General features: G+C 52.7%; 36 protein-coding genes. 30 read left to right on the top strand and 6 right to left on the bottom strand.

What is annotated here, in order from left to right; all coding sequences use genetic code 11:
• From rplP to HFD97_RS21380, 24 genes are all read left to right on the top strand, one after another.
• The gene (rplP, locus tag HFD97_RS21495) at positions 1-411 is read left to right on the top strand and encodes a 50S ribosomal protein L16 (protein ID WP_002438716.1); all 411 of its coding nucleotides are present in this window, start codon (positions 1-3) and stop codon (positions 409-411) included.
• Positions 411-602 (top strand): 50S ribosomal protein L29, encoded by a 192-nt coding sequence (gene rpmC, locus HFD97_RS21490; RefSeq protein ID WP_003850146.1) that lies wholly within the window; start codon positions 411-413, stop codon positions 600-602. Before rplP ends, rpmC begins: the two co-directional genes overlap by 1 nt.
• Positions 602-856 carry a 30S ribosomal protein S17 gene (gene rpsQ / locus HFD97_RS21485; RefSeq protein ID WP_003850147.1) on the top strand — a complete coding sequence of 85 codons (255 nt, stop codon included), beginning with the start codon at positions 602-604 and terminating at the stop codon, positions 854-856. Before rpmC ends, rpsQ begins: the two co-directional genes overlap by 1 nt.
• Before the next feature lie 358 nt (positions 857-1,214).
• Positions 1,215-2,567 carry an 8-oxoguanine deaminase gene (locus HFD97_RS21480; protein WP_167432497.1) on the top strand — a complete coding sequence of 451 codons (1,353 nt, stop codon included), beginning with the start codon at positions 1,215-1,217 and terminating at the stop codon, positions 2,565-2,567.
• 248 nt (positions 2,568-2,815) lie between these two features.
• Positions 2,816-3,187 (top strand): 50S ribosomal protein L14, encoded by a 372-nt coding sequence (rplN, locus tag HFD97_RS21475; RefSeq protein WP_006120590.1) that lies wholly within the window; start codon positions 2,816-2,818, stop codon positions 3,185-3,187.
• Positions 3,188-3,197: 10 nt separating this feature from the next.
• Positions 3,198-3,512: a 50S ribosomal protein L24 gene (gene rplX, locus HFD97_RS21470; RefSeq protein WP_003850150.1), complete on the top strand. Its 315-nt coding sequence runs from the start codon at positions 3,198-3,200 to the stop codon at positions 3,510-3,512.
• A 14-nt stretch (positions 3,513-3,526) separates the two neighbouring features.
• Positions 3,527-4,066, top strand: coding sequence for a 50S ribosomal protein L5 (gene rplE, locus HFD97_RS21465; RefSeq protein WP_003850155.1), 540 nt, complete (start codon positions 3,527-3,529; stop codon positions 4,064-4,066).
• Positions 4,067-4,080: 14 nt separating this feature from the next.
• A complete protein-coding gene (gene rpsN / locus HFD97_RS21460; protein WP_008927132.1) occupies positions 4,081-4,386 on the top strand; it encodes a 30S ribosomal protein S14 in 306 nt (101 codons plus the stop codon).
• 32 nt (positions 4,387-4,418) lie between these two features.
• Positions 4,419-4,811, top strand: a complete 393-nt coding sequence (rpsH, locus tag HFD97_RS21455; RefSeq protein ID WP_003850158.1) for a 30S ribosomal protein S8 — start codon at positions 4,419-4,421, stop codon at positions 4,809-4,811.
• A 13-nt stretch (positions 4,812-4,824) separates the two neighbouring features.
• Positions 4,825-5,358 carry a 50S ribosomal protein L6 gene (rplF, locus tag HFD97_RS21450; protein WP_009087581.1) on the top strand — a complete coding sequence of 178 codons (534 nt, stop codon included), beginning with the start codon at positions 4,825-4,827 and terminating at the stop codon, positions 5,356-5,358.
• A gap of 9 nt (positions 5,359-5,367) precedes the next feature.
• Complete coding sequence (gene rplR / locus HFD97_RS21445) at positions 5,368-5,721, top strand: 50S ribosomal protein L18 (RefSeq protein ID WP_003850163.1); 354 nt, start codon at positions 5,368-5,370, stop codon at positions 5,719-5,721.
• Between the two features lie 14 nt (positions 5,722-5,735).
• Positions 5,736-6,236 carry a 30S ribosomal protein S5 gene (gene rpsE, locus HFD97_RS21440; protein WP_003850164.1) on the top strand — a complete coding sequence of 167 codons (501 nt, stop codon included), beginning with the start codon at positions 5,736-5,738 and terminating at the stop codon, positions 6,234-6,236.
• A 5-nt stretch (positions 6,237-6,241) separates the two neighbouring features.
• Positions 6,242-6,421, top strand: a complete 180-nt coding sequence (gene rpmD / locus HFD97_RS21435; RefSeq protein ID WP_003850166.1) for a 50S ribosomal protein L30 — start codon at positions 6,242-6,244, stop codon at positions 6,419-6,421.
• A gap of 3 nt (positions 6,422-6,424) precedes the next feature.
• Complete coding sequence (rplO, locus tag HFD97_RS21430; RefSeq protein WP_009087579.1) at positions 6,425-6,859, top strand: 50S ribosomal protein L15; 435 nt, start codon at positions 6,425-6,427, stop codon at positions 6,857-6,859.
• 7 nt (positions 6,860-6,866) lie between these two features.
• A complete protein-coding gene (secY, locus tag HFD97_RS21425) occupies positions 6,867-8,198 on the top strand; it encodes a preprotein translocase subunit SecY (RefSeq protein ID WP_009087577.1) in 1,332 nt (443 codons plus the stop codon).
• A 32-nt stretch (positions 8,199-8,230) separates the two neighbouring features.
• The gene (gene rpmJ / locus HFD97_RS21420; protein WP_010252805.1) at positions 8,231-8,347 is read left to right on the top strand and encodes a 50S ribosomal protein L36; all 117 of its coding nucleotides are present in this window, start codon (positions 8,231-8,233) and stop codon (positions 8,345-8,347) included.
• A gap of 146 nt (positions 8,348-8,493) precedes the next feature.
• A complete protein-coding gene (rpsM, locus tag HFD97_RS21415; protein WP_003850176.1) occupies positions 8,494-8,850 on the top strand; it encodes a 30S ribosomal protein S13 in 357 nt (118 codons plus the stop codon).
• Between the two features lie 16 nt (positions 8,851-8,866).
• A complete protein-coding gene (rpsK, locus tag HFD97_RS21410; RefSeq protein WP_004160563.1) occupies positions 8,867-9,256 on the top strand; it encodes a 30S ribosomal protein S11 in 390 nt (129 codons plus the stop codon).
• Positions 9,257-9,289: 33 nt separating this feature from the next.
• Complete coding sequence (gene rpsD, locus HFD97_RS21405; protein WP_008927131.1) at positions 9,290-9,910, top strand: 30S ribosomal protein S4; 621 nt, start codon at positions 9,290-9,292, stop codon at positions 9,908-9,910.
• Between the two features lie 25 nt (positions 9,911-9,935).
• Positions 9,936-10,925 carry a DNA-directed RNA polymerase subunit alpha gene (gene rpoA / locus HFD97_RS21400; RefSeq protein ID WP_003850179.1) on the top strand — a complete coding sequence of 330 codons (990 nt, stop codon included), beginning with the start codon at positions 9,936-9,938 and terminating at the stop codon, positions 10,923-10,925.
• Positions 10,926-10,965: 40 nt separating this feature from the next.
• Positions 10,966-11,352: a 50S ribosomal protein L17 gene (gene rplQ, locus HFD97_RS21395; protein ID WP_009087575.1), complete on the top strand. Its 387-nt coding sequence runs from the start codon at positions 10,966-10,968 to the stop codon at positions 11,350-11,352.
• 94 nt (positions 11,353-11,446) lie between these two features.
• Complete coding sequence (locus HFD97_RS21390; RefSeq protein ID WP_058958288.1) at positions 11,447-11,818, top strand: DUF1992 domain-containing protein; 372 nt, start codon at positions 11,447-11,449, stop codon at positions 11,816-11,818.
• Positions 11,819-12,265, top strand: coding sequence for a Zn(2+)-responsive transcriptional regulator (gene zntR, locus HFD97_RS21385; RefSeq protein WP_046100695.1), 447 nt, complete (start codon positions 11,819-11,821; stop codon positions 12,263-12,265).
• 29 nt (positions 12,266-12,294) lie between these two features.
• Entirely contained in the window at positions 12,295-12,552 is a 258-nt protein-coding gene (locus HFD97_RS21380; protein ID WP_046100694.1) for an alternative ribosome-rescue factor A, read from the top strand.
• On the opposite strand, the gene mscL is transcribed toward HFD97_RS21380, so the two are convergent.
• The 5 genes from mscL to def form a co-directional block, all read right to left on the bottom strand.
• Positions 12,527-12,937, bottom strand: coding sequence for a large-conductance mechanosensitive channel protein MscL (mscL, locus tag HFD97_RS21375; RefSeq protein WP_009087564.1), 411 nt, complete (start codon positions 12,935-12,937; stop codon positions 12,527-12,529). The genes HFD97_RS21380 and mscL overlap by 26 nt on opposite strands.
• Before the next feature lie 121 nt (positions 12,938-13,058).
• Entirely contained in the window at positions 13,059-14,435 is a 1,377-nt protein-coding gene (trkA, locus tag HFD97_RS21370) for a Trk system potassium transporter TrkA (protein ID WP_009087562.1), read from the bottom strand.
• Between the two features lie 18 nt (positions 14,436-14,453).
• A complete protein-coding gene (rsmB, locus tag HFD97_RS21365) occupies positions 14,454-15,755 on the bottom strand; it encodes a 16S rRNA (cytosine(967)-C(5))-methyltransferase RsmB (RefSeq protein WP_167432496.1) in 1,302 nt (433 codons plus the stop codon).
• Positions 15,756-15,804: 49 nt separating this feature from the next.
• Positions 15,805-16,749, bottom strand: a complete 945-nt coding sequence (gene fmt / locus HFD97_RS21360; RefSeq protein ID WP_167432495.1) for a methionyl-tRNA formyltransferase — start codon at positions 16,747-16,749, stop codon at positions 15,805-15,807.
• 20 nt (positions 16,750-16,769) lie between these two features.
• Positions 16,770-17,282 (bottom strand): peptide deformylase, encoded by a 513-nt coding sequence (gene def, locus HFD97_RS21355; RefSeq protein ID WP_009087556.1) that lies wholly within the window; start codon positions 17,280-17,282, stop codon positions 16,770-16,772.
• 115 nt (positions 17,283-17,397) lie between these two features.
• Between def and dprA the strand changes: the two genes are divergently transcribed.
• The 6 genes from dprA to HFD97_RS21325 are packed head-to-tail and all read left to right on the top strand — an operon-like array spanning position 17,398 to position 21,192.
• On the top strand, positions 17,398-18,522 hold the full coding sequence (gene dprA, locus HFD97_RS21350) for a DNA-protecting protein DprA (RefSeq protein WP_150030453.1): 1,125 nt from the start codon (positions 17,398-17,400) through the stop codon (positions 18,520-18,522).
• A complete protein-coding gene (gene smg, locus HFD97_RS21345) occupies positions 18,494-18,967 on the top strand; it encodes a DUF494 family protein Smg (RefSeq protein WP_009087552.1) in 474 nt (157 codons plus the stop codon). The genes dprA and smg overlap by 29 nt, the downstream gene beginning before the upstream one ends.
• 24 nt (positions 18,968-18,991) lie before the next feature.
• Positions 18,992-19,540 (top strand): topoisomerase DNA-binding C4 zinc finger domain-containing protein, encoded by a 549-nt coding sequence (locus HFD97_RS21340; RefSeq protein WP_046100690.1) that lies wholly within the window; start codon positions 18,992-18,994, stop codon positions 19,538-19,540.
• 3 nt (positions 19,541-19,543) lie between these two features.
• Positions 19,544-20,116 carry an L-threonylcarbamoyladenylate synthase type 1 TsaC gene (gene tsaC / locus HFD97_RS21335; RefSeq protein WP_167432494.1) on the top strand — a complete coding sequence of 191 codons (573 nt, stop codon included), beginning with the start codon at positions 19,544-19,546 and terminating at the stop codon, positions 20,114-20,116.
• A 3-nt stretch (positions 20,117-20,119) separates the two neighbouring features.
• The gene (gene aroE, locus HFD97_RS21330; RefSeq protein ID WP_167432493.1) at positions 20,120-20,938 is read left to right on the top strand and encodes a shikimate dehydrogenase; all 819 of its coding nucleotides are present in this window, start codon (positions 20,120-20,122) and stop codon (positions 20,936-20,938) included.
• Positions 20,935-21,192 carry a DUF1488 domain-containing protein gene (locus tag HFD97_RS21325; protein ID WP_009087545.1) on the top strand — a complete coding sequence of 86 codons (258 nt, stop codon included), beginning with the start codon at positions 20,935-20,937 and terminating at the stop codon, positions 21,190-21,192. The genes aroE and HFD97_RS21325 overlap by 4 nt, the downstream gene beginning before the upstream one ends.
• Here HFD97_RS21325 and HFD97_RS21320 read toward each other — a convergent pair.
• On the bottom strand, positions 21,159-21,713 hold the full coding sequence (locus HFD97_RS21320; protein ID WP_058958283.1) for a gamma carbonic anhydrase family protein: 555 nt from the start codon (positions 21,711-21,713) through the stop codon (positions 21,159-21,161). The two genes, HFD97_RS21325 and HFD97_RS21320, sit on opposite strands and share 34 nt — an antisense overlap.
• Positions 21,714-21,947: the final 234 nt, after the last annotated feature.

Raw genomic sequence — 21,947 nt, 5'->3', positions numbered from 1 at the left:
ATGTTACAACCAAAGCGTACAAAATTCCGTAAGGTGCACAAAGGCCGCAACCGCGGTCTGGCGCAGGGTACGGATGTTAGCTTCGGTACTTTCGGTCTGAAAGCTGTTGGCCGTGGTCGTCTGACTGCTCGTCAGATCGAAGCAGCACGTCGTGCTATGACCCGTGCAGTTAAGCGTCAAGGTAAGATCTGGATCCGAGTATTCCCGGACAAACCGATCACCGAGAAGCCGCTGGAAGTGCGTATGGGTAAAGGTAAGGGTAACGTTGAGTATTGGGTTGCCCTGATCCAGCCTGGTAAAGTCCTGTATGAAATGGACGGCGTACCAGAAGAGCTGGCCCGTGAAGCATTCAAGCTGGCAGCAGCAAAACTGCCTATCAAAACCACCTTTGTAACTAAGACGGTGATGTAATGAAAGCAACTGAGCTGCGTGAAAAAAGCGTTGAAGAGCTGAACACTGAGCTGCTTAATCTGCTGCGTGAGCAATTTAACCTGCGCATGCAGGCAGCATCTGGCCAACTGCAGCAGACTCATCTGCTGAAACAGGTTCGCCGTGATGTTGCACGCGTTAAGACTTTACTGACTGAGAAGGCGGGTTCGTAATGACCGATAAAATCCGTACTCTGCAGGGTCGTGTAGTAAGTGACAAAATGCAGAAATCTGCAGTTGTTGCTATCGAACGTTTCGTGAAACACCCGATCTACGGCAAATTCATTAAGCGTACGACCAAGCTGCACATCCATGACGAGAACAATGAATGTGGAATCGGCGACGTGGTAGAAATCCGCGAATGCCGTCCACTGTCCAAGACTAAATCCTGGACCCTGGTTCGCGTAATTGAGAAAGCCGTTCTGTAATCAGAACCGTTTTTTCTGAGGAAACCCTCTGCTTCGGCAGGGGGTTTTTTTTTGCCTCTGCCCCGGGATTGATCCATTTGTGTCCCCGGACATGCAGATTTGATAGTGCGCACAAATTCAACAGTTTCCCGGCGGTAAGCTGCGACTCTTCAGGCGGTCTGGCCTGAATGCATCGGGCTGAACAGGCCGGTGTCGTCATAACTGTACAAGGAAATGTGCCGTGAAAATGGAGAGTCCCGATCGCTTACGGCGGTCACTGTTGAAATTACCTTTGTTTGCTGCGTTACCTGCTATTAGCTCTGCCAAAAGCTTGCCGCTATTATCGGAAAGCACACAACATCAACCTACAGGCAATAGCATGGAACGAACTCTGTTACTGAAGAACGCCGACTGTGTAGTTTGCATGGATGCTGACCGTCGGGAAATTCGCAACGCCTCTGTTCTGATCAAAGGAAATCAGATCGTGGCGGTCGGAGAAGCCGGAACACTACCCGATAGCGCGGATGAGGTTATCGATCTGCGTGGGCACATTGTGATTCCGGGTCTGATCAATACGCATCACCATATGTATCAGAGCCTGACCCGCGCCATTCCGGCTGTACAGAATGGCGAACTCTTTAACTGGCTGACTCACCTCTATCCTCTCTGGCAGAACCTGACACCTGAGATGATTCGTATCTCAACGCAGGTGTCGATGGCTGAACTGATACTCTCTGGCTGCACGACCACCAGTGATCATCTCTATGTCTATCCAAATGGCTGTCAGCTTGATGACAGTATTGAGGCTGCTGCCGACATGGGAATGCGTTTCCATGCAAGCCGGGGCAGTATGAGCGTGGGGAAATCACGGGGCGGCTTACCGCCCGATAGCCTGGTGGAGAATGAAGCGGCAATTCTGAAAGATACGCAGCGGGTCATTGAACGCTATCACGATGACAGCCATGGTTCGATGTTACGCATCGTGGTGGCTCCCTGTTCGCCATTCTCCGTCAGCCGGGAGCTGATGAAGCAGTCCGCCGCACTAGCCCGCAGTTTCAGCGTCTCGATGCACACGCATCTGGCAGAGAACGACAGCGACATCCGCTACAGTCGCGAAAAGTTTAATATGACTCCTGCGCAGTATGTTGAGGACCTCGGCTGGGTCGGTCCGGATGTCTGGCATGCTCACTGCGTCAAACTCGATCCACAGGGTATTGAACTCTTTGCCCGCACCGGAACCGGCATTGCCCATTGTCCCTGCTCCAATATGCGGCTCGGCTCAGGCATCGCCCCGATACGCCATATATGTGATGCCGGTGTGCATGTCGGTCTTGGCGTGGATGGCTCCGCCTCCAATGACAGCTCAGATATGATGGCCGAGGTTCGTCAGGCGATGCTGCTGCAGCGTGTCGGGTTTGGCCCGGATGCCATGACCGCACGGCAGGCCCTGGAGCTGGCAACGCTGGGAAGTGCAAAAGTGCTTAACCGTAATGATGTGGGGGCTATCGCGCCTGGCATGATGGCTGACCTGGCGGTGTTTGACCTGAATCGGCCAGGCCTGGCTGGGGCAGGGCACGATCCGGTTGCCGCCCTGGTGTTCTGTAATCCGGGACAGGTGGCTTACAGCATCATTAACGGACAAGTCCGGGTACGTAAAGGAGAACTGGCCGGAATTGAACTGCCAGCGCTGCTGCGTCAGCACAACCAGCTGGCCACAAAACTGGCAGGCTGAGACAGAAGGGCACTTTATTTGGGGATCGACGAAAAATAAGGCAGATTACATTTGCTACTGTTCGCACTATTCCCTAGAATACGCCCTCCCTGTCATCAGGGAAAATCAGCGGCTCGATTGAGAGCCGTTTATTTTTTCTACCCATCTGTGAGAACCGGTGTTACAATGCCGCGCCCTCAATTATGGGGCTTTCTAACGACCTGAGGTTTAGGTCCCGAAGTAGTAGTTGACATTAGCGGAGCACTAAAATGATCCAAGAACAGACTATGCTGAACGTCGCCGACAACTCCGGTGCACGTCGCGTAATGTGTATCAAGGTTCTGGGTGGCTCGCACCGTCGCTACGCAGGCGTCGGTGACATCATCAAAGTTACCATCAAGGAAGCAATTCCTCGTGGTAAAGTCAAAAAAGGTGATGTCCTGAAGGCGGTAGTGGTGCGCACCAGGAAGGGTGTTCGTCGCCCGGACGGTTCTGTCATTCGCTTCGATGGTAATGCATGCGTTATTCTGAACAATAACAGTGAGCAGCCTATCGGTACGCGTATTTTTGGGCCGGTAACTCGTGAACTTCGTACTGAAAAGTTCATGAAAATTATCTCTCTGGCACCAGAAGTACTCTAAGGAGCGAACAATGGCAGCTAAAATCCGTCGTAACGACGAAGTTATCGTGTTGACCGGTAAAGATAAAGGTAAGCGCGGTAAGGTAAAGAATGTCCTGTCTTCTGGTAAGGTCATCGTTGAAGGTATCAACCTGGTGAAGAAACATCAGAAGCCGGTTCCGGCTCTGAACCAGCCAGGTGGCATCGTTGAAAAAGAAGCTGCTATTCAGGTTTCTAACGTTGCACTGTTCAACGCGGCAACTGGTAAGGCTGACCGTGTAGGCTTTAGATTCGAAGACGGCAAAAAAGTCCGTTTCTTCAAGTCTAACAGCGAAACTATCAAGTAATTTGGAGTAGTACGATGGCGAAACTGCATGATTACTACAAAGACGAAGTAGTCCAGAAACTCATGACAGAGTTTGGCTACAATTCTGTCATGCAAGTCCCTCGGGTCGAGAAGATCACCCTGAACATGGGTGTTGGTGAAGCGATCGCTGACAAGAAACTGCTGGATAACGCAGCAGCTGACCTGGCAGCAATCTCCGGTCAAAAACCGCTGGTCACCAAAGCACGCAAATCAGTTGCAGGCTTCAAAATCCGTCAGGGCTATCCGATCGGCTGTAAAGTAACTCTGCGTGGCGAGCGCATGTGGGAGTTCTTTGAGCGTCTGGTCACCATTGCTGTTCCACGTATCCGTGACTTCCGTGGCTTGTCCGCTAAGTCATTCGATGGTCGTGGCAACTACAGCATGGGTGTACGTGAGCAGATCATCTTCCCAGAAATCGACTACGACAAAGTCGATCGCGTTCGTGGTTTGGATATCACCATTACCACTACTGCGAAATCTGATGATGAAGGCCGTGCTCTGCTGGCTGCCTTTGACTTCCCGTTCCGTAAGTAAGGTAGGGTTACTTAATGGCTAAGCAATCTATGAAAGCACGTGAAGTTAAACGTGCAAAATTAGCAGACAAATTCTTCGCTAAACGCGCTGAACTGAAAGCGATCATCTCTGATGTGAACGCTTCCGACGAAGACCGTTGGGATGCTGTTCTGAAGCTGCAGAGTCTGCCGCGTGATTCCAGCCCTTCACGTCAGCGTAACCGCTGCCGTCAAACAGGTCGTCCGCACGGTTTCCTGCGGAAGTTTGGGTTGAGCCGTATCAAGGTCCGCGAAGCCGCCATGCGCGGTGAAATCCCGGGCCTGAAAAAGGCTAGCTGGTAATTGTCACCAATTGAATCACGGGAGTAACACAGATGAGCATGCAAGATCCGATCGCGGATATGCTGACCCGTATCCGTAACGGTCAGGCCGCGAACAAAGTTGCGGTCACCATGCCTTCCTCCAAGCTGAAATTGGCAATTGCCAACGTTCTGAAGGAAGAAGGTTATATTGAAGATTTCAAAATCGAAGGCGACATCAAGCTGGAACTGGAACTGACTCTTAAGTATTTCCAGGGCAAAGCTGTTGTAGAAAGTATTCAGCGAGTAAGCCGTCCTGGCCTGCGCATCTATAAGAAAAAAGATGAGCTGCCAAAGGTAATGGCTGGTATGGGCATCGCTGTAGTTTCTACATCCAAAGGTGTCATGACTGATCGTGCAGCGCGCCAGGCTGGTCTTGGTGGCGAAATTATCTGCTACGTAGCGTAATCGGAGGATACATATGTCTCGTGTTGCTAAAGCACCTGTCGTTGTTCCTGCCGGCGTAGAGGTAAAACTCGACGGTCAGGTAATTTCGATTAAAGGTAAAAACGGCGAGCTGACTCGTACTATCAATGATGCTGTTGAAGTTAAGCATGCTGACAACGCTCTGACTTTCGCTCCGCGCGAAGGTTTCGTTGACGGCTGGGCGCAGGCGGGTACTTCTCGCGCGCTGCTGAACGCAATGGTTATCGGTGTTACCGAAGGCTTCACTAAGAAGCTGCAGCTGGTTGGTGTAGGTTATCGTGCTGCCGTTAAAGGCGATATGGTTAACCTGTCACTGGGCTTTTCTCATCCAGTCGATCACCAGCTGCCCGCGGGTATCACTGCAGAATGCCCAACTCAGACTGAGATCGTGCTGAAAGGCGCTGATAAGCAGCTGATTGGTCAGGTTGCAGCAGACCTGCGCGCCTACCGTCGTCCTGAGCCTTACAAAGGCAAGGGTGTCCGTTACGCCGACGAAGTCGTGCGTACCAAAGAGGCTAAGAAGAAGTAAGGTAACACTATGGATAAGAAATCTGCTCGTATCCGTCGTGCGACCCGTGCACGTCGCAAGCTCAAAGAGCTGGGTGCTACTCGCCTGGTGGTACATCGTACCCCGCGTCATATTTACGCACAGGTAATCGCCCCGAACGGTTCCGAAGTTCTGGTCGCTGCTTCTACTGTAGAAAAAGCTATCACTGAACAACTGAAGTATACCGGTAATAAAGAAGCCGCAGCTGCAGTAGGTAAAGCTATCGCAGAACGCGCAATCGAAAAAGGCATCACAGGTGTTTCTTTCGACCGTTCCGGTTTCCAATATCATGGTCGCGTCCAGGCACTGGCAGATGCTGCCCGTGAAGCTGGCCTTCAGTTCTAAGGTAGAGGTCTAAGATGGCACACATCGAGAAACAAGCTGGCGAACTGCAGGAAAAACTGATCGCGGTAAACCGTGTTTCTAAAACTGTTAAAGGTGGTCGTATTTTCTCCTTCACAGCACTGACTGTGGTAGGCGATGGTAACGGTCGCGTAGGTTTTGGTTACGGTAAAGCGCGTGAAGTTCCAGCAGCGATCCAGAAAGCGATGGAGAAAGCCCGTCGCAACATGGTTAACGTCGCGCTGACCAACGGCACCCTGCAGCACCCTGTTAAAGGTGCACACACGGGTTCCCGCGTGTTCATGCAGCCGGCTTCAGAAGGTACCGGTATCATCGCCGGTGGTGCAATGCGCGCCGTTCTGGAAGTCGCTGGAGTTCATAACGTACTGGCAAAAGCCTATGGTTCTACTAACCCGATCAACGTGGTTCGTGCAACTATCGACGGCCTGGGCAATATGAAATCTCCGGAAATGGTCGCTGCTAAGCGTGGTAAATCCGTTGAAGAAATTCTGGGGTAATCACGATGGCTAAGACTATTAAAATCACTCAAACCCGTAGTTCAATCGGCCGCTTGCCTAAGCATAAAGCCACTCTGGTTGGCCTGGGTCTGCGTCGTATTGGTCATACCGTAGAGCGTGAAGACACGCCAGCTGTACGCGGCATGGTCAACGCGGTTTCCTACATGGTTAAAGTGGAGGAGTAAGAGATGCGTTTAAATACTCTGTCTCCGGCCGAAGGGTCTAAGCACGCTACTAAGCGTCTGGGTCGTGGTATCGGTTCTGGCCTCGGAAAAACCGGTGGTCGTGGTCACAAAGGTCAGAACTCACGTTCTGGCGGTGGCGTACGTCGCGGTTTCGAAGGTGGTCAGATGCCTCTGTACCGTCGTCTGCCGAAGTTCGGTTTCACCTCTCGCAAAGCAATGATCACTACAGAGATTCGTCTGTCTGATCTGGCGAAAGTTGAAGGCGGTATCGTCGACCTGAACGCGCTGAAAGCAGCCAACATTGTCGGTGTTCAGATTGAATTCGTTAAAGTAATTCTGTCTGGTGAAGTTTCTGCACCGGTAACGGTTCGCGGCCTGCGTGTCACCAAAGGTGCTCGTGCTGCAATCGAAGCTGCTGGCGGTAAAATCGAGGAATAAGTAGCAGATGGCTAAACAACCGGGATTAGATTTTCAAAGCGCCAAAGGCGGCTTTGGTGAGCTGAAACGCAGACTTCTGTTTGTCATCGGCGCACTGATTGTCTTCCGTATTGGCTCTTTTATTCCAATCCCTGGTATTGATGCCACTGTACTTGCCAAACTGCTTGAGCAACAGCGTGGCACCATCATTGAAATGTTTAACATGTTCTCTGGTGGTGCTCTCAGCCGTGCTTCTATTTTCGCACTGGGCATCATGCCGTATATCTCGGCATCGATCATTATCCAGTTATTAACGGTGGTTCATCCAGCGTTAGCGGAAATTAAGAAAGAAGGGGAGGCTGGCCGTCGTAAGATTAGCCAGTACACCCGATACGGTACGTTGGTATTGGCCATATTCCAGTCGATCGGTATTGCTACCGGTCTGCCGAATATGCCAGGGATGCAGGGTCTGGTGATGAATCCGGGCTTTGCGTTCTACTTTACCGCTGTTGTGAGTCTGGTCTCAGGAACAATGTTCCTGATGTGGCTGGGCGAACAGATTACTGAGCGGGGTATCGGTAACGGTATTTCGATCATTATCTTCGCAGGTATTGTTGCGGGTCTTCCGCCGGCCATTGGCCATACCATCGAGCAAGCGCGGCAAGGCGACCTGCACTTCCTTCTGTTGCTGTTGGTTGCAGTACTCGTATTCGCAGTGACCTACTTTGTTATTTTCGTTGAACGTGGACAGCGCCGCATTGTGGTGAACTACGCAAAACGTCAGCAGGGTCGTCGCGTTTACGCTGCACAGAGCACACATTTACCGTTGAAAGTGAATATGGCGGGTGTTATCCCGGCTATTTTTGCTTCCAGCATTATTCTGTTCCCGGCAACGATTGCATCGTGGTTTGGGGGCGGTACCGGTTGGAACTGGCTGACAACAATTTCGCTGTATTTGCAGCCAGGACAGCCGCTTTATGTGCTACTCTATGCGACTGCAATCATCTTCTTCTGTTTCTTCTATACGGCGTTGGTTTTCAACCCACGTGAAACAGCAGATAACCTGAAGAAGTCTGGTGCATTCGTACCGGGAATTCGTCCGGGAGAGCAAACGGCGAAGTATATTGATAAAGTAATGACGCGTTTGACCTTAATCGGCGCCCTGTACATTACCTTTATCTGCCTTATCCCGGAGTTCATGCGTGATGCGATGAAGGTTCCGTTCTACTTTGGCGGTACATCACTGCTTATCGTAGTTGTCGTCATCATGGACTTTATGGCTCAAGTGCAAACTCTGATGATGTCCAGTCAGTACGAGTCGGCACTGAAGAAAGCTAACCTGAAAGGCTACGGCCGTTAATTCAGTTGGTTGAGAAGTTACGGAGAGTAAAAATGAAAGTTCGTGCTTCCGTCAAGAGATTATGTCGTAACTGCAAAATCATTCGTCGCGACGGTGTCGTACGTGTGATCTGCAGCGCCGAGCCAAAGCATAAACAGCGCCAAGGCTGATTTTGTCACATATTTTTCTTGCAAAGTCGGGTTGAGCTGGCTAGATTAGCCAGCCAATCTTTTGTATGTCAGTACGTTTCCATTTGAGTATCCTGAAAACGGGCTTTTCAGCATGGGACGTGCTTGTTTAATTATAGGAGTGCATAGTGGCCCGTATAGCAGGCATTAACATTCCTGATCAAAAACATACCGTTATCGCATTAACTTCGATCTTCGGTATCGGTAAAACCCGTTCAAAAGCCATCTGCGCTTCAACGGGCATTGCTGAAAATGTTAAGATCAGTGAGCTGTCTGAAGAACAAATTGATCAGCTGCGTGATGCAGTTGCGAAATTCGTTGTTGAAGGTGATCTGCGCCGTGAAATCACCCTGAGCATCAAGCGTCTTATGGACCTTGGTTGCTACCGTGGTTTGCGCCATCGTCGTGGTCTTCCGGTTCGCGGTCAGCGTACCAAGACCAACGCACGTACCCGTAAGGGTCCGCGTAAACCGATCAAGAAATAATCGGGGTGAGTAAATAATGGCAAAGGCACCAGTTCGTGCACGCAAGCGTGTAAGAAAACAAGTCTCAGATGGCGTGGCTCATGTCCATGCTTCTTTTAACAACACCATCGTTACCATTACTGATCGTCAGGGTAACGCACTGGGTTGGGCAACCGCCGGTGGTTCCGGTTTCCGCGGTTCACGTAAATCCACTCCGTTTGCTGCTCAGGTCGCTGCAGAGCGCTGTGCAGAAGCGGTAAAAGATTACGGAATTAAGAATCTGGAAGTTATGGTAAAGGGTCCGGGTCCAGGTCGCGAATCTACGATTCGTGCTTTGAACGCCGCTGGTTTCCGCATCACGAATATTACTGATGTGACTCCGATCCCTCATAACGGTTGTCGTCCGCCGAAAAAACGTCGCGTATAACGCCCGTTTTTTTAGGATAGTTGGAGAAAGAAAATGGCAAGATATTTGGGTCCTAAGCTCAAGCTGAGCCGTCGTGAGGGCACTGACTTATTCCTTAAGTCTGGCGTTCGCGCGATTGATTCCAAGTGTAAAATTGAACAAGCCCCTGGTCAGCATGGTGCGCGTAAACCGCGTCTGTCTGATTACGGCGGTCAGTTACGTGAGAAGCAGAAAGTTCGTCGTATCTACGGCGTGCTGGAGCGTCAGTTCCGTAACTATTACAAAGAAGCAGCTCGTCTGAAAGGCAACACCGGTGAAAACCTGTTGGCTCTGCTGGAAGGTCGTCTGGACAACGTAGTTTATCGTATGGGCTTCGGTGCCACGCGTGCAGAAGCACGTCAGCTGGTTAGCCACAAGTCTGTTCTGGTAAACGGCCGCGTTGTTAACATCGCTTCTTATCAGGTATCTCCGAATGATGTCGTTAGCATCCGTGAGAAAGCCAAAAAGCAATCTCGCGTGAAGGCCGCTCTGGAGCTGGCTGAGCAGCGTGAAAAGCCAACCTGGCTGGAAGTTGATGCGACTAAGATGGAAGGTGTGTTCAAGCGTATTCCTGAACGTACTGACCTGTCTGCGGACATTAACGAACACCTGATCGTCGAGCTTTACTCCAAGTAAAGCTTAGTACCAAAGAGAGGACACAATGCAGGGTTCTGTGACAGAGTTTCTAAAACCGCGCCTGGTAGATATCGAGCAAGTGAGTTCGACGCACGCCAAGGTGACCCTTGAGCCTTTAGAGCGTGGCTTTGGCCATACTCTTGGTAACGCACTGCGCCGTATTCTGCTTTCATCCATGCCGGGTTGCGCGGTGACCGAGGTTGAAATTGATGGTGTACTTCATGAGTACAGCACCAAAGAGGGCGTACAGGAAGATATCCTGGAAATCCTGCTCAACCTGAAAGGGCTGGCGGTAAGAGTTCAGGGTAAAGATGAAGTTATTCTGACCCTGAATAAATCTGGCATTGGCCCTGTGACTGCAGCCGACATTACCCATGATGGTGATGTCGAAATCGTCAAGCCTCAGCATGTCATCTGCCATCTGACCGATGAGAACGCGGCTATCAGCATGCGTATCAAAGTTCAGCGTGGTCGTGGCTATGTGCCGGCTTCTGCCCGAATTCATTCGGAAGAAGATGAGCGCCCAATCGGCCGCCTGTTAGTTGACGCTTGCTACAGCCCTGTAGACCGTATCGCCTACAATGTTGAAGCAGCGCGTGTAGAGCAGCGCACCGACCTGGACAAGCTGGTCATCGAAATGGAAACCAACGGCACAATCGATCCTGAAGAGGCGATTCGTCGTGCGGCGACCATTCTGGCTGAACAACTTGAAGCTTTCGTTGACTTACGTGATGTACGTCAGCCGGAAGTTAAAGAAGAGAAACCAGAATTCGATCCGATCCTGCTGCGCCCTGTTGACGATCTGGAATTGACTGTCCGCTCTGCTAACTGCCTTAAGGCAGAAGCTATCCACTACATCGGTGATCTGGTACAGCGTACCGAGGTTGAGCTGCTTAAAACGCCTAACCTGGGTAAAAAATCTCTTACTGAGATTAAAGATGTGCTCGCTTCACGTGGTCTGTCTCTGGGCATGCGCCTTGAGAACTGGCCACCGGCAAGCATTGCTGATGAATAAACCGATCACAGGTTAAGGTTTCACTGAGAAGGATAAGGTCATGCGCCATCGTAAGAGTGGTCGTCAACTGAACCGCAACAGCAGCCATCGTCAGGCTATGTTCCGCAACATGGCCGGTTCTCTGGTTCGTCATGAGATCATCAAAACGACTCTGCCGAAAGCCAAAGAACTGCGTCGCGTAGTTGAGCCGCTGATTACTCTTGCCAAGACCGACAACGTAGCTAATCGTCGTCTGGCATTCGCCCGTACTCGTGATAACGAGATCGTGGCAAAACTGTTTAATGAGCTGGGCCCGCGTTTTGCGAGCCGTGCTGGTGGTTACACTCGTATTCTGAAGTGTGGCTTCCGTGCTGGTGACAACGCTCCGATGGCATACATCGAGCTGGTTGATCGTCCAGAAGCTCAAGCAGAAGCAGCCGCAGAGTAATCTGCAGCAACGTAAAAAACCCGCTTCGGCGGGTTTTTTATTGCCTGAAATTCGCTACTTTAGAATGACGCTTCTATTTTTGAGGGCATCTATTATGTGGCTGGTAGACGAACTTGCTGAACAGCACATCAAAGCGGCACTGGAAAAAGGTGAACTCAGTAACCTTCCTGGCTCTGGCAAACCACTACAGCTGGATGATGACAGTCATGTCCCTCCGGAGTTAAGGGCAGGGTATCGACTGCTGAAAAATTCTGGCTTTCTGCCTCCCGAGCTGGAGTTAAGGCGTGAGGCGATGGAAGTCAACGATCTGATTCGCCAGCTGGATCCTGCGGATCGTGACTATCAGGATCACTGTCACCGGCTTCAGGTGCTGGAGCTGCGCTTGCGACAGGCGGGCATGAGTACAGATTTTCTTCATGGAAACTATGCTACCGCGATACGCCACCATTTCCGCGAGGAGGAGTAGATGTTCCGCATAGGTCAGTTAGCAAAGCTTGCTGAGGTAACGCCTGACACCATCCGTTTTTATGAAAAGCAGCAGATGATGGACCATGGTGAGCGTACCGAAGGTGGTTTTCGCCTCTACAGCGAAGGCGATCTGCAGCGTCTGAAATTTATTCGCCACGGTCGTAAGCTCGGCTTCAGTCTGGAAGCGATCCGGGAACTTCTGTCAATCCGGGTCGACCCGGCGCATCACACCTGCCAGGAGTCAAAAGCGATCGTTGAGAAACGGCTGGATGAAGTGGCGCAGATGATAGCGGAACTTGAGTCGATGCAGCGCTCTCTGCGTATTCTTTCGGACGCCTGTTGTGGTCACAGCCACAGTAGCATTTCGTGCTCAATTCTTGAGGCACTGGAGCGGGGAGAGGCTTCAGACAAACAAGGGTCTTGTGATTTTACCGTAAAGGAATAGAGTATCAGACCATCTCAACAGGAGGCGTTATGAGTAAATATCAGCATACCAGGGGGCAAATCCGCGATAACGCGATTGAAGCTCTGTTACACGACCCGCTTTTCCGTCAGCGCATTGAGCAGAAACAAAAGGGTAAGGGCAGCTTCAGACGGAAGGAAAAACACAACAAGGGGCAGGGATGGGAGGGCAGTGATAAGAAAGCGTCTTATCACTGCCCTTCTTCTTTACCATTAAAAAACCGCCTCAGAGGCGGTTTGTTTACTATACGCGGGTATTCTGCTGTTTAAGCAGGTCGCGAATTTCAGTCAGCAGCACTTCTTCGTTTGAAGGTTTAGGTGCAGGCTTCTCAACTTCTTTTTTCTTGTAGAGACGGTTCATCAGTTTGATCGCCATAAAGATGGCAAAGGCAATGATGACAAAGTCGAAGATACTCTGCAGGAAGATACCGTACTGCATAACGACGGCAGGCGTGTCGCCAACAGCAGGCTTGAGCACCCAGGCAAACGATTTAAAATCGACACCACCGATCAATAAGCCCAACGGTGGCATAATGATGTTAGCCACTAATGATGAGACGATCTTACCAAACGCAGCGCCGATGATGACACCGACGGCTAGATCCATCACATTCCCGCGCATTGCAAAATCACGAAACTCTTTGATTAAACTCATACTTAACTCCTCTCCTTGCCAGTGTCATAAAGTCTAACAAACCTTGCTGTTTTTTCCATAAGCGCAGCCAAACAGGTGGCTGTTTTGCCTGACTCCCCCCGACTGAAAATCAATACAGGATTTAAAGGAAAAAAGGACTTGGCTGGAAGAGCCGCTCAACATCCGACACGAATTTCTTATCGGTCAGGAACATGATCACATGGTCACCCTGCTCGATACGCAGGTTGTCATTGGCAATCATCACATCATCGCCGCGCACTACCGCACCAATGATGGTACCCGGGGGCAGTTTGATATCATCAATCGCGCGGCCCACCACCCGTGATGTCGATTCGTCACCGTGCGCTATCGCTTCGATCGCCTCAGCGATGCCGCGACGCAGCGAGGAAACACCCACGATGTCCGCTTTACGGACATGGCCCAGCAGGGCAGAGATGGTGGCCTGCTGAGGAGAAATCGCGATATCGATAACACTGCCCTGCACCAGATCCACATAAGCGCGACGCTGAATCAGCACCATGACTTTTTTGGCGCCCATCTTTTTCGCCAGCATGGCTGACATGATATTGGCTTCATCATCATTGGTAACCGCAATGAACAGGTCAACCTGCTCGACATGCTCCTCCGCAAGCAACTCCTGGTCTGACGCATCGCCATAAAAGACGACGGTATCATGGAGATGTTCAGCCAGTTCTGCTGCCCGCTGGGGATTACGCTCGATCAGCTTCACGCTGTAGTGCTTCTCCAGCTGCTGTGCCAGACCGAAACCGATATTGCCGCCTCCCACTAACATGATGCGCTTGTAAGGCTTTTCCAGCCGCTGCATTTCGCTCATAACTGCACGAATATTCTGGCTGGCCGCGATGAAAAACACTTCATCACCTGCCTCGACGATGGTCGAACCCTGGGGACGAATCGGACGGTCCTGACGGAAGATAGCGGCGACACGGGTATCAATGTGCGGCATATGCTCACGCAGAATCGAAAGCGGATTCCCGACCAGAGGCCCGCCATAATACGCTTTGACTACGGCCAGGCTGACTTTGCCTTCGGCAAAATTCACCACCTGCAGTGCGCCCGGATACTGGATCAAACGGTAGATATTATCGATGACCAGCTGCTCTGGTGAGATCAGATGGTCGATAGGAACGGCTTCCGGCATAAAAAGCTTATCTGCATCGCGCAGATAGTCCGCCGCACGAATACGGGCGATTCGGTTCGGCGTATTGAAAAGCGAATAAGCAATCTGACAGGCAATCATGTTGGTTTCATCCGAACTGGTAACGGCAACCAGCATGTCGGCGTCTTCAGCGCCCGCCTCACGCAGGATCCGTGGATGTGAACCGTGTCCCTGCACTACACGCAGATCGAACTTATCCTGCAGATGACGCAGGCGTGCCGAATCGGTATCAACGACGGTAATGTCGTTGTTTTCACCCACCAGATTCTCTGCCAGCGTTCCGCCTACCTGACCTGCGCCCAGAATGATTATTTTCATCGCTTATCATTACTCATATCAGTGTGAACCCGAATTTTTTATCAGCTTAGCGTAGAAGAAACCATCTCCGCCTTCAGCATCCGGAAAGACCTGTAACCCGCTCGCCGGTGCATCCCTGAGCGGCTCCGCCTGCGCATCGTGCTGTCGCTGCAGGAAAGCCTCAATCTGCTGGTGGTTCTCTTCAGGCAGGATGGAGCAGGTGGCATAAATCAGCGTGCCGCCAGGTTTCAGGTGCGGCCAGATAGCGTCCAGGATCTCACGCTGCAGCTTTGCCAGCTCAGCGATATCGCGATCGCGGCGCAGCCACTTAATATCGGGATGTCGGCGGATAACGCCGGTTGCAGAGCAGGGCGCATCCAGCAGGATACGGTCAAACTGCCGATCGCCACACCACTGCTGCGGTGTCCGTCCGTCCCCCTGTTTGACCTCCGCTTTCATGCCCAGTCGCTGCAGATTCTCATCAACGCGTTTAAGACGCTGAGCATCCACATCGACAGCCAGCACGTCGGCGTCCGGCGCAATCTCAAGGATATGGGTCGTTTTACCACCAGGTGCCGCACATAAATCCAGAATCTGCTCGCCATTCTGAGGTTCGAGCAGCAGAGCGCAGCGCTGGGCTGATAAATCCTGTACGGTCACCCAGCCCTGATCAAAGCCGGGCAACTGGCTGACCGGGGCGGGGGCATCAAGCCGCAATGCATCCGGGACATCGGCAGCCGGCTGTGCATTTCTGCCTCTTTCAGTCAGCATCGTCAGCCAGGCGTCCCGTGAATGATGCTGACGGTTAACCCGCAGCCACATCGGCGGACGCAGATTATTTGCTTCGACGATATGCTCCCACTGTTCCGGCCAGGCGTGCTGCAATCGCTTAAGCAGCCAGCCCGGATGGAGATAACGTTGTGGGCCATCCTGAATGCTGGCGAGTAACGTTTCACGCTGGCGCTGAAACTGGCGCAATACCCCGTTTAATAACCCTTTCAGGCTGGTGCGCTTCAGCACCTCTGCGCCCGCGACGGTTTCAGCCAGTGCGGCGTGAGCTGGCACCCGGGTATATTCCAGCTGATAAAGTCCGACCATGATCAGATAGTGAAGAACCCGCTGTTTACCGGTCAGTGGACGTTCCATCAGTTTGCCAATCAGCGCTTCCAGCTGCGGCAATGTGCGCAGAACACCAAAACAGATCTCCTGCACTAATGCGCTATCTTTGTCGGTGAGTTTTTTCTGGGCGGCAGGCAGAACCGTATTCAGGGATTCGCCTTTGTCCACAACGCGCTCAATCAGTTGGGCGGAGAGGCTACGCAGGTTGGTTGATTTAGTCATAGGGTTTTGTCATCAAACAAAAAGCCCGGTAAGTCACCGGGCCAGAGAGTCAGTCCAGAAGGGTTCCAGGTTCAAACCATTCCCGACGCGAGTTGAGAAGATCCTGAGCCGACATCGGTTTTTTACCGGCGGGCTGCAACTGCACCAGATTCAATACGCCCTCGGCGGTCGCGACCTGGATGCCCTGCTTATCTGCAGCGATAATTTCACCCGGTGCATGGTCGCGGTGAGGCAGTACGGTAGCCTGCCAGACTTTCACCGGCTGATCGTCAATCGTGAAAAAGCTCATCGGCCAGGGATTAAAGGCGCGGATACAGCGCTCAAGCTGTTCTGCGGGCAGTCTCCAGTCAAGACGCGCCTCCTCTTTGCTCAGCTTCTCAGCGTAGCTGGCGAGTGCTTCATCCTGTTTTTCGGGTGAGGCCTGCTGCGTGTTGAGTAACGTCAGCGTATCCAGCAGCCCCTGCGGGCCGAGCTGGGCCAGTCTGTCATACAGAGTGGCACTGGTGTCCTGGGGGGTAATCGGGCAGGCCAGTTTATGCAGCATATCGCCGGTATCTAAACCCACATCCATCTGCATGATGGTGACGCCAGTTTCACTGTCGCCAGCCCAGAGCGCACGCTGAATCGGCGCGGCACCACGCCAGCGGGGGAGCAGCGAACCGTGGACATTGATGCAGCCCAGACGCGGCATATCCAGCACCGCCCTGGGCAGAATTAATCCATACGCCACGACAGCCATCACATCGGCCTGCAGGTCAGCAACCAGCTGCTGATTCTCTTCTGGTCGCAGTGACTTTGGCTGAAACACCGGAATGTCATGAGCCAGCGCCAGCGTTTTGACCGGGCCAGGAGTGAGTTTGTTGCCGCGACCCGCAGGGCGGTCGGGCTGAGTAAAGACACCGATAACCTGATGCTCAGAAGCAAGCAGCGCGTCAAGATGACGCGCTGCAAAGTCAGGAGTGCCGGCAAAAATGATTTTTAGCGGGGCAGACACGTTTATCCCTTTTTAAGATCTCAGGAAGCCTGGGCGTTCTGACGCGCCAGTTTCTCTAATCTGGTTTTGATCCGCTGACGCTTCAGAGGCGACAGATAATCAATAAACAGTTTGCCTTCCAGATGATCGATCTCATGCTGGATACAGATGGCGAGTAAGTCGCTGGCTTCCAGTTCGAAACTGTTACCGTCGCGATCCAGCGCGCGAACTTTTACGCGCTCAGCACGCGGAACAAATGCACGCTGTTCCGGAATCGACAGGCAGCCCTCTTCAATACCGGTTTCACCGCTTTTTTCCAGCAGCTCAGGGTTGATCAGCACTAAACGCTCTTCACGACTTTCAGAGACGTCAATCACGATGATGCGCTGATGAATATCGACCTGCGTCGCCGCAAGACCGATGCCCTCTTCGGCATACATCGTCTCGAACATATCATCAACGATACGCTGAATGTCTGCGTTAACTTCTTTAACGGGCGCGGCGACTTTGCGAAGGCGCTCGTCAGGAAAATGTAATACCTGCAAAACTGACATAAATATCCAGATCTGTATTCGGTTAGGAAAAGATTACTGCCTCATATTGTAGACTTTCTGAGACCTGATTGACAGCATTGTGCGGCAGGAAGCCGGGGCAATCAGGGAGCAGCAAATGGACAAAATAGCGCAGTATCTGCGGCTGGCCGCGGTGTGTGGAATGACAGGAAAGCGCTGGCTGACCGTGGCGCAGCAGCTGGGCGATGCACCGGCAGACAGTGAGAAACTTATGCGGCTGGGGTTAGACGCTGCGCAGTGTCAGCAATACGCTGATCTGCCTGAAGAAACGATCACCGATGTGCAGCACTGGTTAGCGCGCAGTCCTGCCCATCATCTGATCACTGCGCTGGACGCCGCCTATCCTGCCCGCCTCAGGGAAACCAGTCGCTTTCCGCCGCTGCTTTACATCCACGGCGATCCGGCCGTCATCACTACCCCACAGCTGGCAGTCGTGGGCAGCCGGAACGGCTCACCCAATGGCCGTTACTGGGGCGAATGGTTTACCCGGCACCTGAGCCTCAGCGGGCTGACCATCACCAGCGGACTGGCGCGGGGGATTGATGGCGTTGCGCATCAGGCGGCACTGAGTACCGGTGGCAAAACGGTAGCCATATTAGGCAGCGGGCTGCAGCGGCTCTATCCCCGACAGCATGTCCGCCTTGCCGCAGAGATTGTTGAGCAGGGCGGTGCCGTGGTGTCTGAGTTTCCGCTGAACACCATTCCTCATCCGCTCAACTTTCCGCGTCGTAATCGGATCATTAGTGGCCTGAGTCTGGGCGTGCTGGTGGTGGAAGCCTCACTGAAGAGTGGTTCACTGGTGACCGCTCGCTATGCGCTGGAGCAAAACCGCAATGTTTATGCACTACCTGGCGCGCTCGGCAACCCGTTAAGCGAAGGCGTGAACTGGCTGATTCAGCAGGGGGCCCTGCTGGTGGCACATCCTAACAACATTCTGGAGGATCTGGCTGGGGCACTGAACTGGCTGCCTGTGACACAGGATGACGAAATTTATTCTGAACCAGGTGACGATGCTCCATTGCCATTTGCTGATGTGTTGGCTAACGTAGGTGATGAGGTTACACCTGTTGACGTTGTCGCTGAACGTGCCGGCCAATCTGTGCCAGTTATCTCAGCTCAATTGCTGGAACTGGAGTTAGCAGGATGGATCGCAGCTGTACCCGGCGGCTATGTCCGATTGAGGAGGGCATGCCATGTTCGACGTACTCATGTACTTGTTTGAGACCTATATCCACAACGAAGCAGAAATGGGTGTTGATCAGGACAGATTGACAGATGACCTGACGGATGCCGGGTTCCATCGTGAAGATATTTACAGTGCGCTTAACTGGCTGGAAAGACTGGCGGATTATCAGGAAGGACTGGTTGCGCCAATTTTACTGACCAACGATCCGCTCTCTATGCGTATTTATACCGACGAAGAGAGTAAACGTTTAGATGCCGAAAGCCGCGGTTTCCTGCTCTTCCTGGAGCAGATTCAGGTGCTGAATCTGGAAACCCGTGAGATGGTCATCGAACGTGTCATGGCGCTGGATACCTCTGAGTTTGATCTGGAGGACCTCAAATGGGTGGTGCTGATGGTGTTGTTCAACATCCCGGGATGTGAAAATGCCTATCAGCAGATGGAAGAACTGCTATTCGACGTCAATGAAGGTATGCTGCATTAAATTTCCTTTCATGCATTTATCGCTATGAGTAAAGCTGCACTCTTCACCGTGCGTAAACAGGATCCCTGCCCCGCTTGCGGGGCAGAACTGGTTATCCGCTCGGGTAAACATGGCCCTTTTCTGGGATGCGCCAACTATCCGGCATGTGACTACATCCGGCCCTTAAAAGGGCAGGCCGATGGCCATGTGGTTAAAGTGCTGGAGGGCCACGCCTGTCCTGAATGCGGAGCCGATAAAGTGTTGCGGCAGGGCCGTTATGGCATGTTTATTGGCTGTAGCCACTATCCTGAATGCGGCTACAGTGAAACCATCGACAAACCGGACGAAACGACGCTGGCGTGTCCACAGTGCCATGAAGGCCGGCTGGTTCAGCGGCGTTCCCGTTATGGCAAAACGTTCCACTCCTGTGATCGTTATCCCGCCTGCCAGTTTGTCGTCAACCTGACGCCCGTGGCCGGGGTCTGTGCCTGGTGTCAGTTTCCGTTGCTGGTTGAAAAAAAGACAGCGCAGGGGGTTAAACGCTTCTGCGCCAGTAAAAGTTGTGGCAAAGCCATTGCTGAAGAGAATGAATAGATCATGGAAAATCAACACCTCGCCGATTCACTTGAGTGCTGCGTAGCAGAGCTGAATCGTCAGGCGGTCATCGCCTATCCCACTGAAGCCGTATTTGGTCTGGGCTGCGACCCTGACAGTGAATCTGCCGTTATGGCGCTGCTGGCGCTGAAACAGCGCCCGGTAGAAAAGGGACTCATTCTGATCGCAGCTGATTATTCCCAGCTTGAACCCTATATCTCCGATCGCGAACTCTCTGTGATCCAGCGTGAGCGCATGTTCGCCTGCTGGCCCGGCCCGGTGACCTTTGTCGTCCCGGTTCCTCCCCAGACGCCCCGCTGGCTGACCGGACAGTTCGACTCGCTGGCGATACGGGTCAGTGACCATCCGGATGTGCAGGCGCTTTGCCGTGCATTTGGTAAACCGCTGGTTTCAACCAGCGCCAATCTGTCAGGACAGCCTCCCTGCCGTACGGCAGAAGAAGTGTATAAGCAGTTTGGTGAGGAGTTCCCGGTTCTGTCCGGGAAAACGGGGGGACGACTCAATCCTTCAGAAATCCGCGATGTGATCAGCGGCGAACTTATACGTCAGGGTTAACTCATGGATCAATTCGCCGTTTTCGGTAATCCGATCAGCCACAGTAAATCTCCGCTGATCCATCAGGCTTTTGCTGAACAGACTGGGATCGAGCATCGATATGACCGGATCTGTGCACCGGTTGACGGATTTCGCGATGCGCTGACAACCTTTTTTGCACAGGGCGGTCGTGGTGCCAACGTGACCCTGCCTTTTAAACAGCAGGCCTGGGAGTTTGCCGATCAACTCAGTGAACGCGCGGCCCTGTCCGGCGCCGTTAATACGGTAAAAAAGCTCAGCGACGGGCAGATCCTGGGTGACAACACCGATGGTATCGGCCTGTTAAGCGATCTTGAACGGCTGAAGATGATCAATGCGGGCGACAATGTTCTGCTGGTGGGCGCAGGTGGGGCGGCGCGCGGTGTGATTCATCCTTTGCTTTCGTCAGGGGTGACGCTCACCGTGGTAAACCGCACCGCCGAACGGGCAGAGGAGCTGGCTGGCCTGTTCGCAAAGAGCGGCACTATCCGTGCTGCTGCGTTTGATCAACTGGCGGACCAGCGTTTCGACCTTATCATCAATGCGACTTCAAGCGGTGTAGAGGGGAAAACACCCCCTTTACCTGCAGAGCTGATCCATCCCGGCGTACGCTGCTATGACATGTTCTATCAAAGCGGGCTGACGCCTTTCCTGCTCTGGTGTCAGACGCAGGGAGCGCACGCTCTGGCGGATGGTGTGGGAATGCTGGTGGGGCAGGCGGCGCATGCCTTCTATATATGGCATGGCGTGATGCCGGACGTTGCGCCGGTCATTGCTCAGCTGAAACAGGCTATGCAGCCATGAATCAGGCGATTCAGTTTCCTGACGATGAAACCTATGATGCTGAACGGGATGCCGTCTGCTTCCCGGTACTGGTTAACGGTATGCGGTTGATCTGTGCGATCAGCCGTATGTCGCTGACGTCACGCTTTGGCGAAGGGGAGGCGATGGCGCTGTTTCAGCACCATCGCTGGGATCTCGAAGATGAAGCCGAAGCGGCCATTCGTCAGGAGCGTGTTGATGCTCAGGGCTGGGTCTGGTTATCTCCCGCCAGGTAATCATTTTTCCAGCCGACATAGTTATTCGCCGAATAGCGTAATCCTTCCTTCTCCTGATCGTTCAGCGGCCTGATCTGTCTGACCGGGCTGCCCAGATAGAGATAGCCGCTCTCCAGCCGTTTACCTGGAGGGACCAGACTGCCTGCCCCAATCATGACCTCTTCTTCTACTATTACGCCATCAAGCAGAATCGAGCCCATCCCGACAAGCACACGATCGCCGATAGTGCAGCCATGCAGCATCGCTTTGTGCCCGACCGTGACATCCTCGCCAATAATCAGCGGGAAGCCTTCCGGGTTAGCGGCAGATTTATGCGTGACATGCAGAACACTGCCATCCTGCACATTAGTACGGGCACCGATGCGAACCTGATTCACGTCTCCCCGGATGACGACCAGCGGCCAGATGCTCACGTCATCGGCCATGATGACATCACCCACCACAACACTAGCTGGATCGACCATGACGCGCTGGCCAGTTTGTGGAAAGCGATCTTTATAAGGACGTAAGGCGGAAGTCATTGTGTTCTCCTTTATTCTGTTTTCTCAGCAGCCTGATGTGATTTTAGCCAGCTGACAAGCCTATTCTGGCCTGGATCGCTGGTGATCTCACCAATCTGGATCATTTATAACCGTTCAGAAAAAAGATCCAAAAAAAGGGTTGTGCTCTGAAACGGGATCCCTATAATGCGCCTCCATCGACACGGCACACCGGCAACGGGAAACGGGTTGAAGGTTCAGGAGACTGAGCCGCCG

Origin of the sequence: Pantoea sp. EKM103V (genome assembly GCF_011800365.1) — a bacterium.
Classification (GTDB): domain Bacteria; phylum Pseudomonadota; class Gammaproteobacteria; order Enterobacterales; family Enterobacteriaceae; genus Pantoea; species Pantoea anthophila.
Note: the sequence above shows the minus strand (reverse complement) of the source record. Positions and strands in the feature narration are given on the sequence as shown.

Coding starts and splice junctions, on each gene's coding strand:
- rplP (WP_002438716.1), top strand. CDS start 1: ATGTTACAACCAAAGCGTACAAAATTCCGTAAGGTGCACAAAGGCCGC.
- rpmC (WP_003850146.1), top strand. CDS start 411: ATGAAAGCAACTGAGCTGCGTGAAAAAAGCGTTGAAGAGCTGAACACT.
- rpsQ (WP_003850147.1), top strand. CDS start 602: ATGACCGATAAAATCCGTACTCTGCAGGGTCGTGTAGTAAGTGACAAA.
- HFD97_RS21480 (WP_167432497.1), top strand. CDS start 1,215: ATGGAACGAACTCTGTTACTGAAGAACGCCGACTGTGTAGTTTGCATG.
- rplN (WP_006120590.1), top strand. CDS start 2,816: ATGATCCAAGAACAGACTATGCTGAACGTCGCCGACAACTCCGGTGCA.
- rplX (WP_003850150.1), top strand. CDS start 3,198: ATGGCAGCTAAAATCCGTCGTAACGACGAAGTTATCGTGTTGACCGGT.
- rplE (WP_003850155.1), top strand. CDS start 3,527: ATGGCGAAACTGCATGATTACTACAAAGACGAAGTAGTCCAGAAACTC.
- rpsN (WP_008927132.1), top strand. CDS start 4,081: ATGGCTAAGCAATCTATGAAAGCACGTGAAGTTAAACGTGCAAAATTA.
- rpsH (WP_003850158.1), top strand. CDS start 4,419: ATGAGCATGCAAGATCCGATCGCGGATATGCTGACCCGTATCCGTAAC.
- rplF (WP_009087581.1), top strand. CDS start 4,825: ATGTCTCGTGTTGCTAAAGCACCTGTCGTTGTTCCTGCCGGCGTAGAG.
- rplR (WP_003850163.1), top strand. CDS start 5,368: ATGGATAAGAAATCTGCTCGTATCCGTCGTGCGACCCGTGCACGTCGC.
- rpsE (WP_003850164.1), top strand. CDS start 5,736: ATGGCACACATCGAGAAACAAGCTGGCGAACTGCAGGAAAAACTGATC.
- rpmD (WP_003850166.1), top strand. CDS start 6,242: ATGGCTAAGACTATTAAAATCACTCAAACCCGTAGTTCAATCGGCCGC.
- rplO (WP_009087579.1), top strand. CDS start 6,425: ATGCGTTTAAATACTCTGTCTCCGGCCGAAGGGTCTAAGCACGCTACT.
- secY (WP_009087577.1), top strand. CDS start 6,867: ATGGCTAAACAACCGGGATTAGATTTTCAAAGCGCCAAAGGCGGCTTT.
- rpmJ (WP_010252805.1), top strand. CDS start 8,231: ATGAAAGTTCGTGCTTCCGTCAAGAGATTATGTCGTAACTGCAAAATC.
- rpsK (WP_004160563.1), top strand. CDS start 8,867: ATGGCAAAGGCACCAGTTCGTGCACGCAAGCGTGTAAGAAAACAAGTC.
- rpsD (WP_008927131.1), top strand. CDS start 9,290: ATGGCAAGATATTTGGGTCCTAAGCTCAAGCTGAGCCGTCGTGAGGGC.
- rpoA (WP_003850179.1), top strand. CDS start 9,936: ATGCAGGGTTCTGTGACAGAGTTTCTAAAACCGCGCCTGGTAGATATC.
- rplQ (WP_009087575.1), top strand. CDS start 10,966: ATGCGCCATCGTAAGAGTGGTCGTCAACTGAACCGCAACAGCAGCCAT.
- HFD97_RS21390 (WP_058958288.1), top strand. CDS start 11,447: ATGTGGCTGGTAGACGAACTTGCTGAACAGCACATCAAAGCGGCACTG.
- zntR (WP_046100695.1), top strand. CDS start 11,819: ATGTTCCGCATAGGTCAGTTAGCAAAGCTTGCTGAGGTAACGCCTGAC.
- HFD97_RS21380 (WP_046100694.1), top strand. CDS start 12,295: ATGAGTAAATATCAGCATACCAGGGGGCAAATCCGCGATAACGCGATT.
- mscL (WP_009087564.1), bottom strand. CDS start 12,937: ATGAGTTTAATCAAAGAGTTTCGTGATTTTGCAATGCGCGGGAATGTG.
- trkA (WP_009087562.1), bottom strand. CDS start 14,435: ATGAAAATAATCATTCTGGGCGCAGGTCAGGTAGGCGGAACGCTGGCA.
- rsmB (WP_167432496.1), bottom strand. CDS start 15,755: ATGACTAAATCAACCAACCTGCGTAGCCTCTCCGCCCAACTGATTGAG.
- def (WP_009087556.1), bottom strand. CDS start 17,282: ATGTCAGTTTTGCAGGTATTACATTTTCCTGACGAGCGCCTTCGCAAA.
- dprA (WP_150030453.1), top strand. CDS start 17,398: ATGGACAAAATAGCGCAGTATCTGCGGCTGGCCGCGGTGTGTGGAATG.
- smg (WP_009087552.1), top strand. CDS start 18,494: ATGTTCGACGTACTCATGTACTTGTTTGAGACCTATATCCACAACGAA.
- HFD97_RS21340 (WP_046100690.1), top strand. CDS start 18,992: ATGAGTAAAGCTGCACTCTTCACCGTGCGTAAACAGGATCCCTGCCCC.
- tsaC (WP_167432494.1), top strand. CDS start 19,544: ATGGAAAATCAACACCTCGCCGATTCACTTGAGTGCTGCGTAGCAGAG.
- aroE (WP_167432493.1), top strand. CDS start 20,120: ATGGATCAATTCGCCGTTTTCGGTAATCCGATCAGCCACAGTAAATCT.
- HFD97_RS21325 (WP_009087545.1), top strand. CDS start 20,935: ATGAATCAGGCGATTCAGTTTCCTGACGATGAAACCTATGATGCTGAA.
- HFD97_RS21320 (WP_058958283.1), bottom strand. CDS start 21,713: ATGACTTCCGCCTTACGTCCTTATAAAGATCGCTTTCCACAAACTGGC.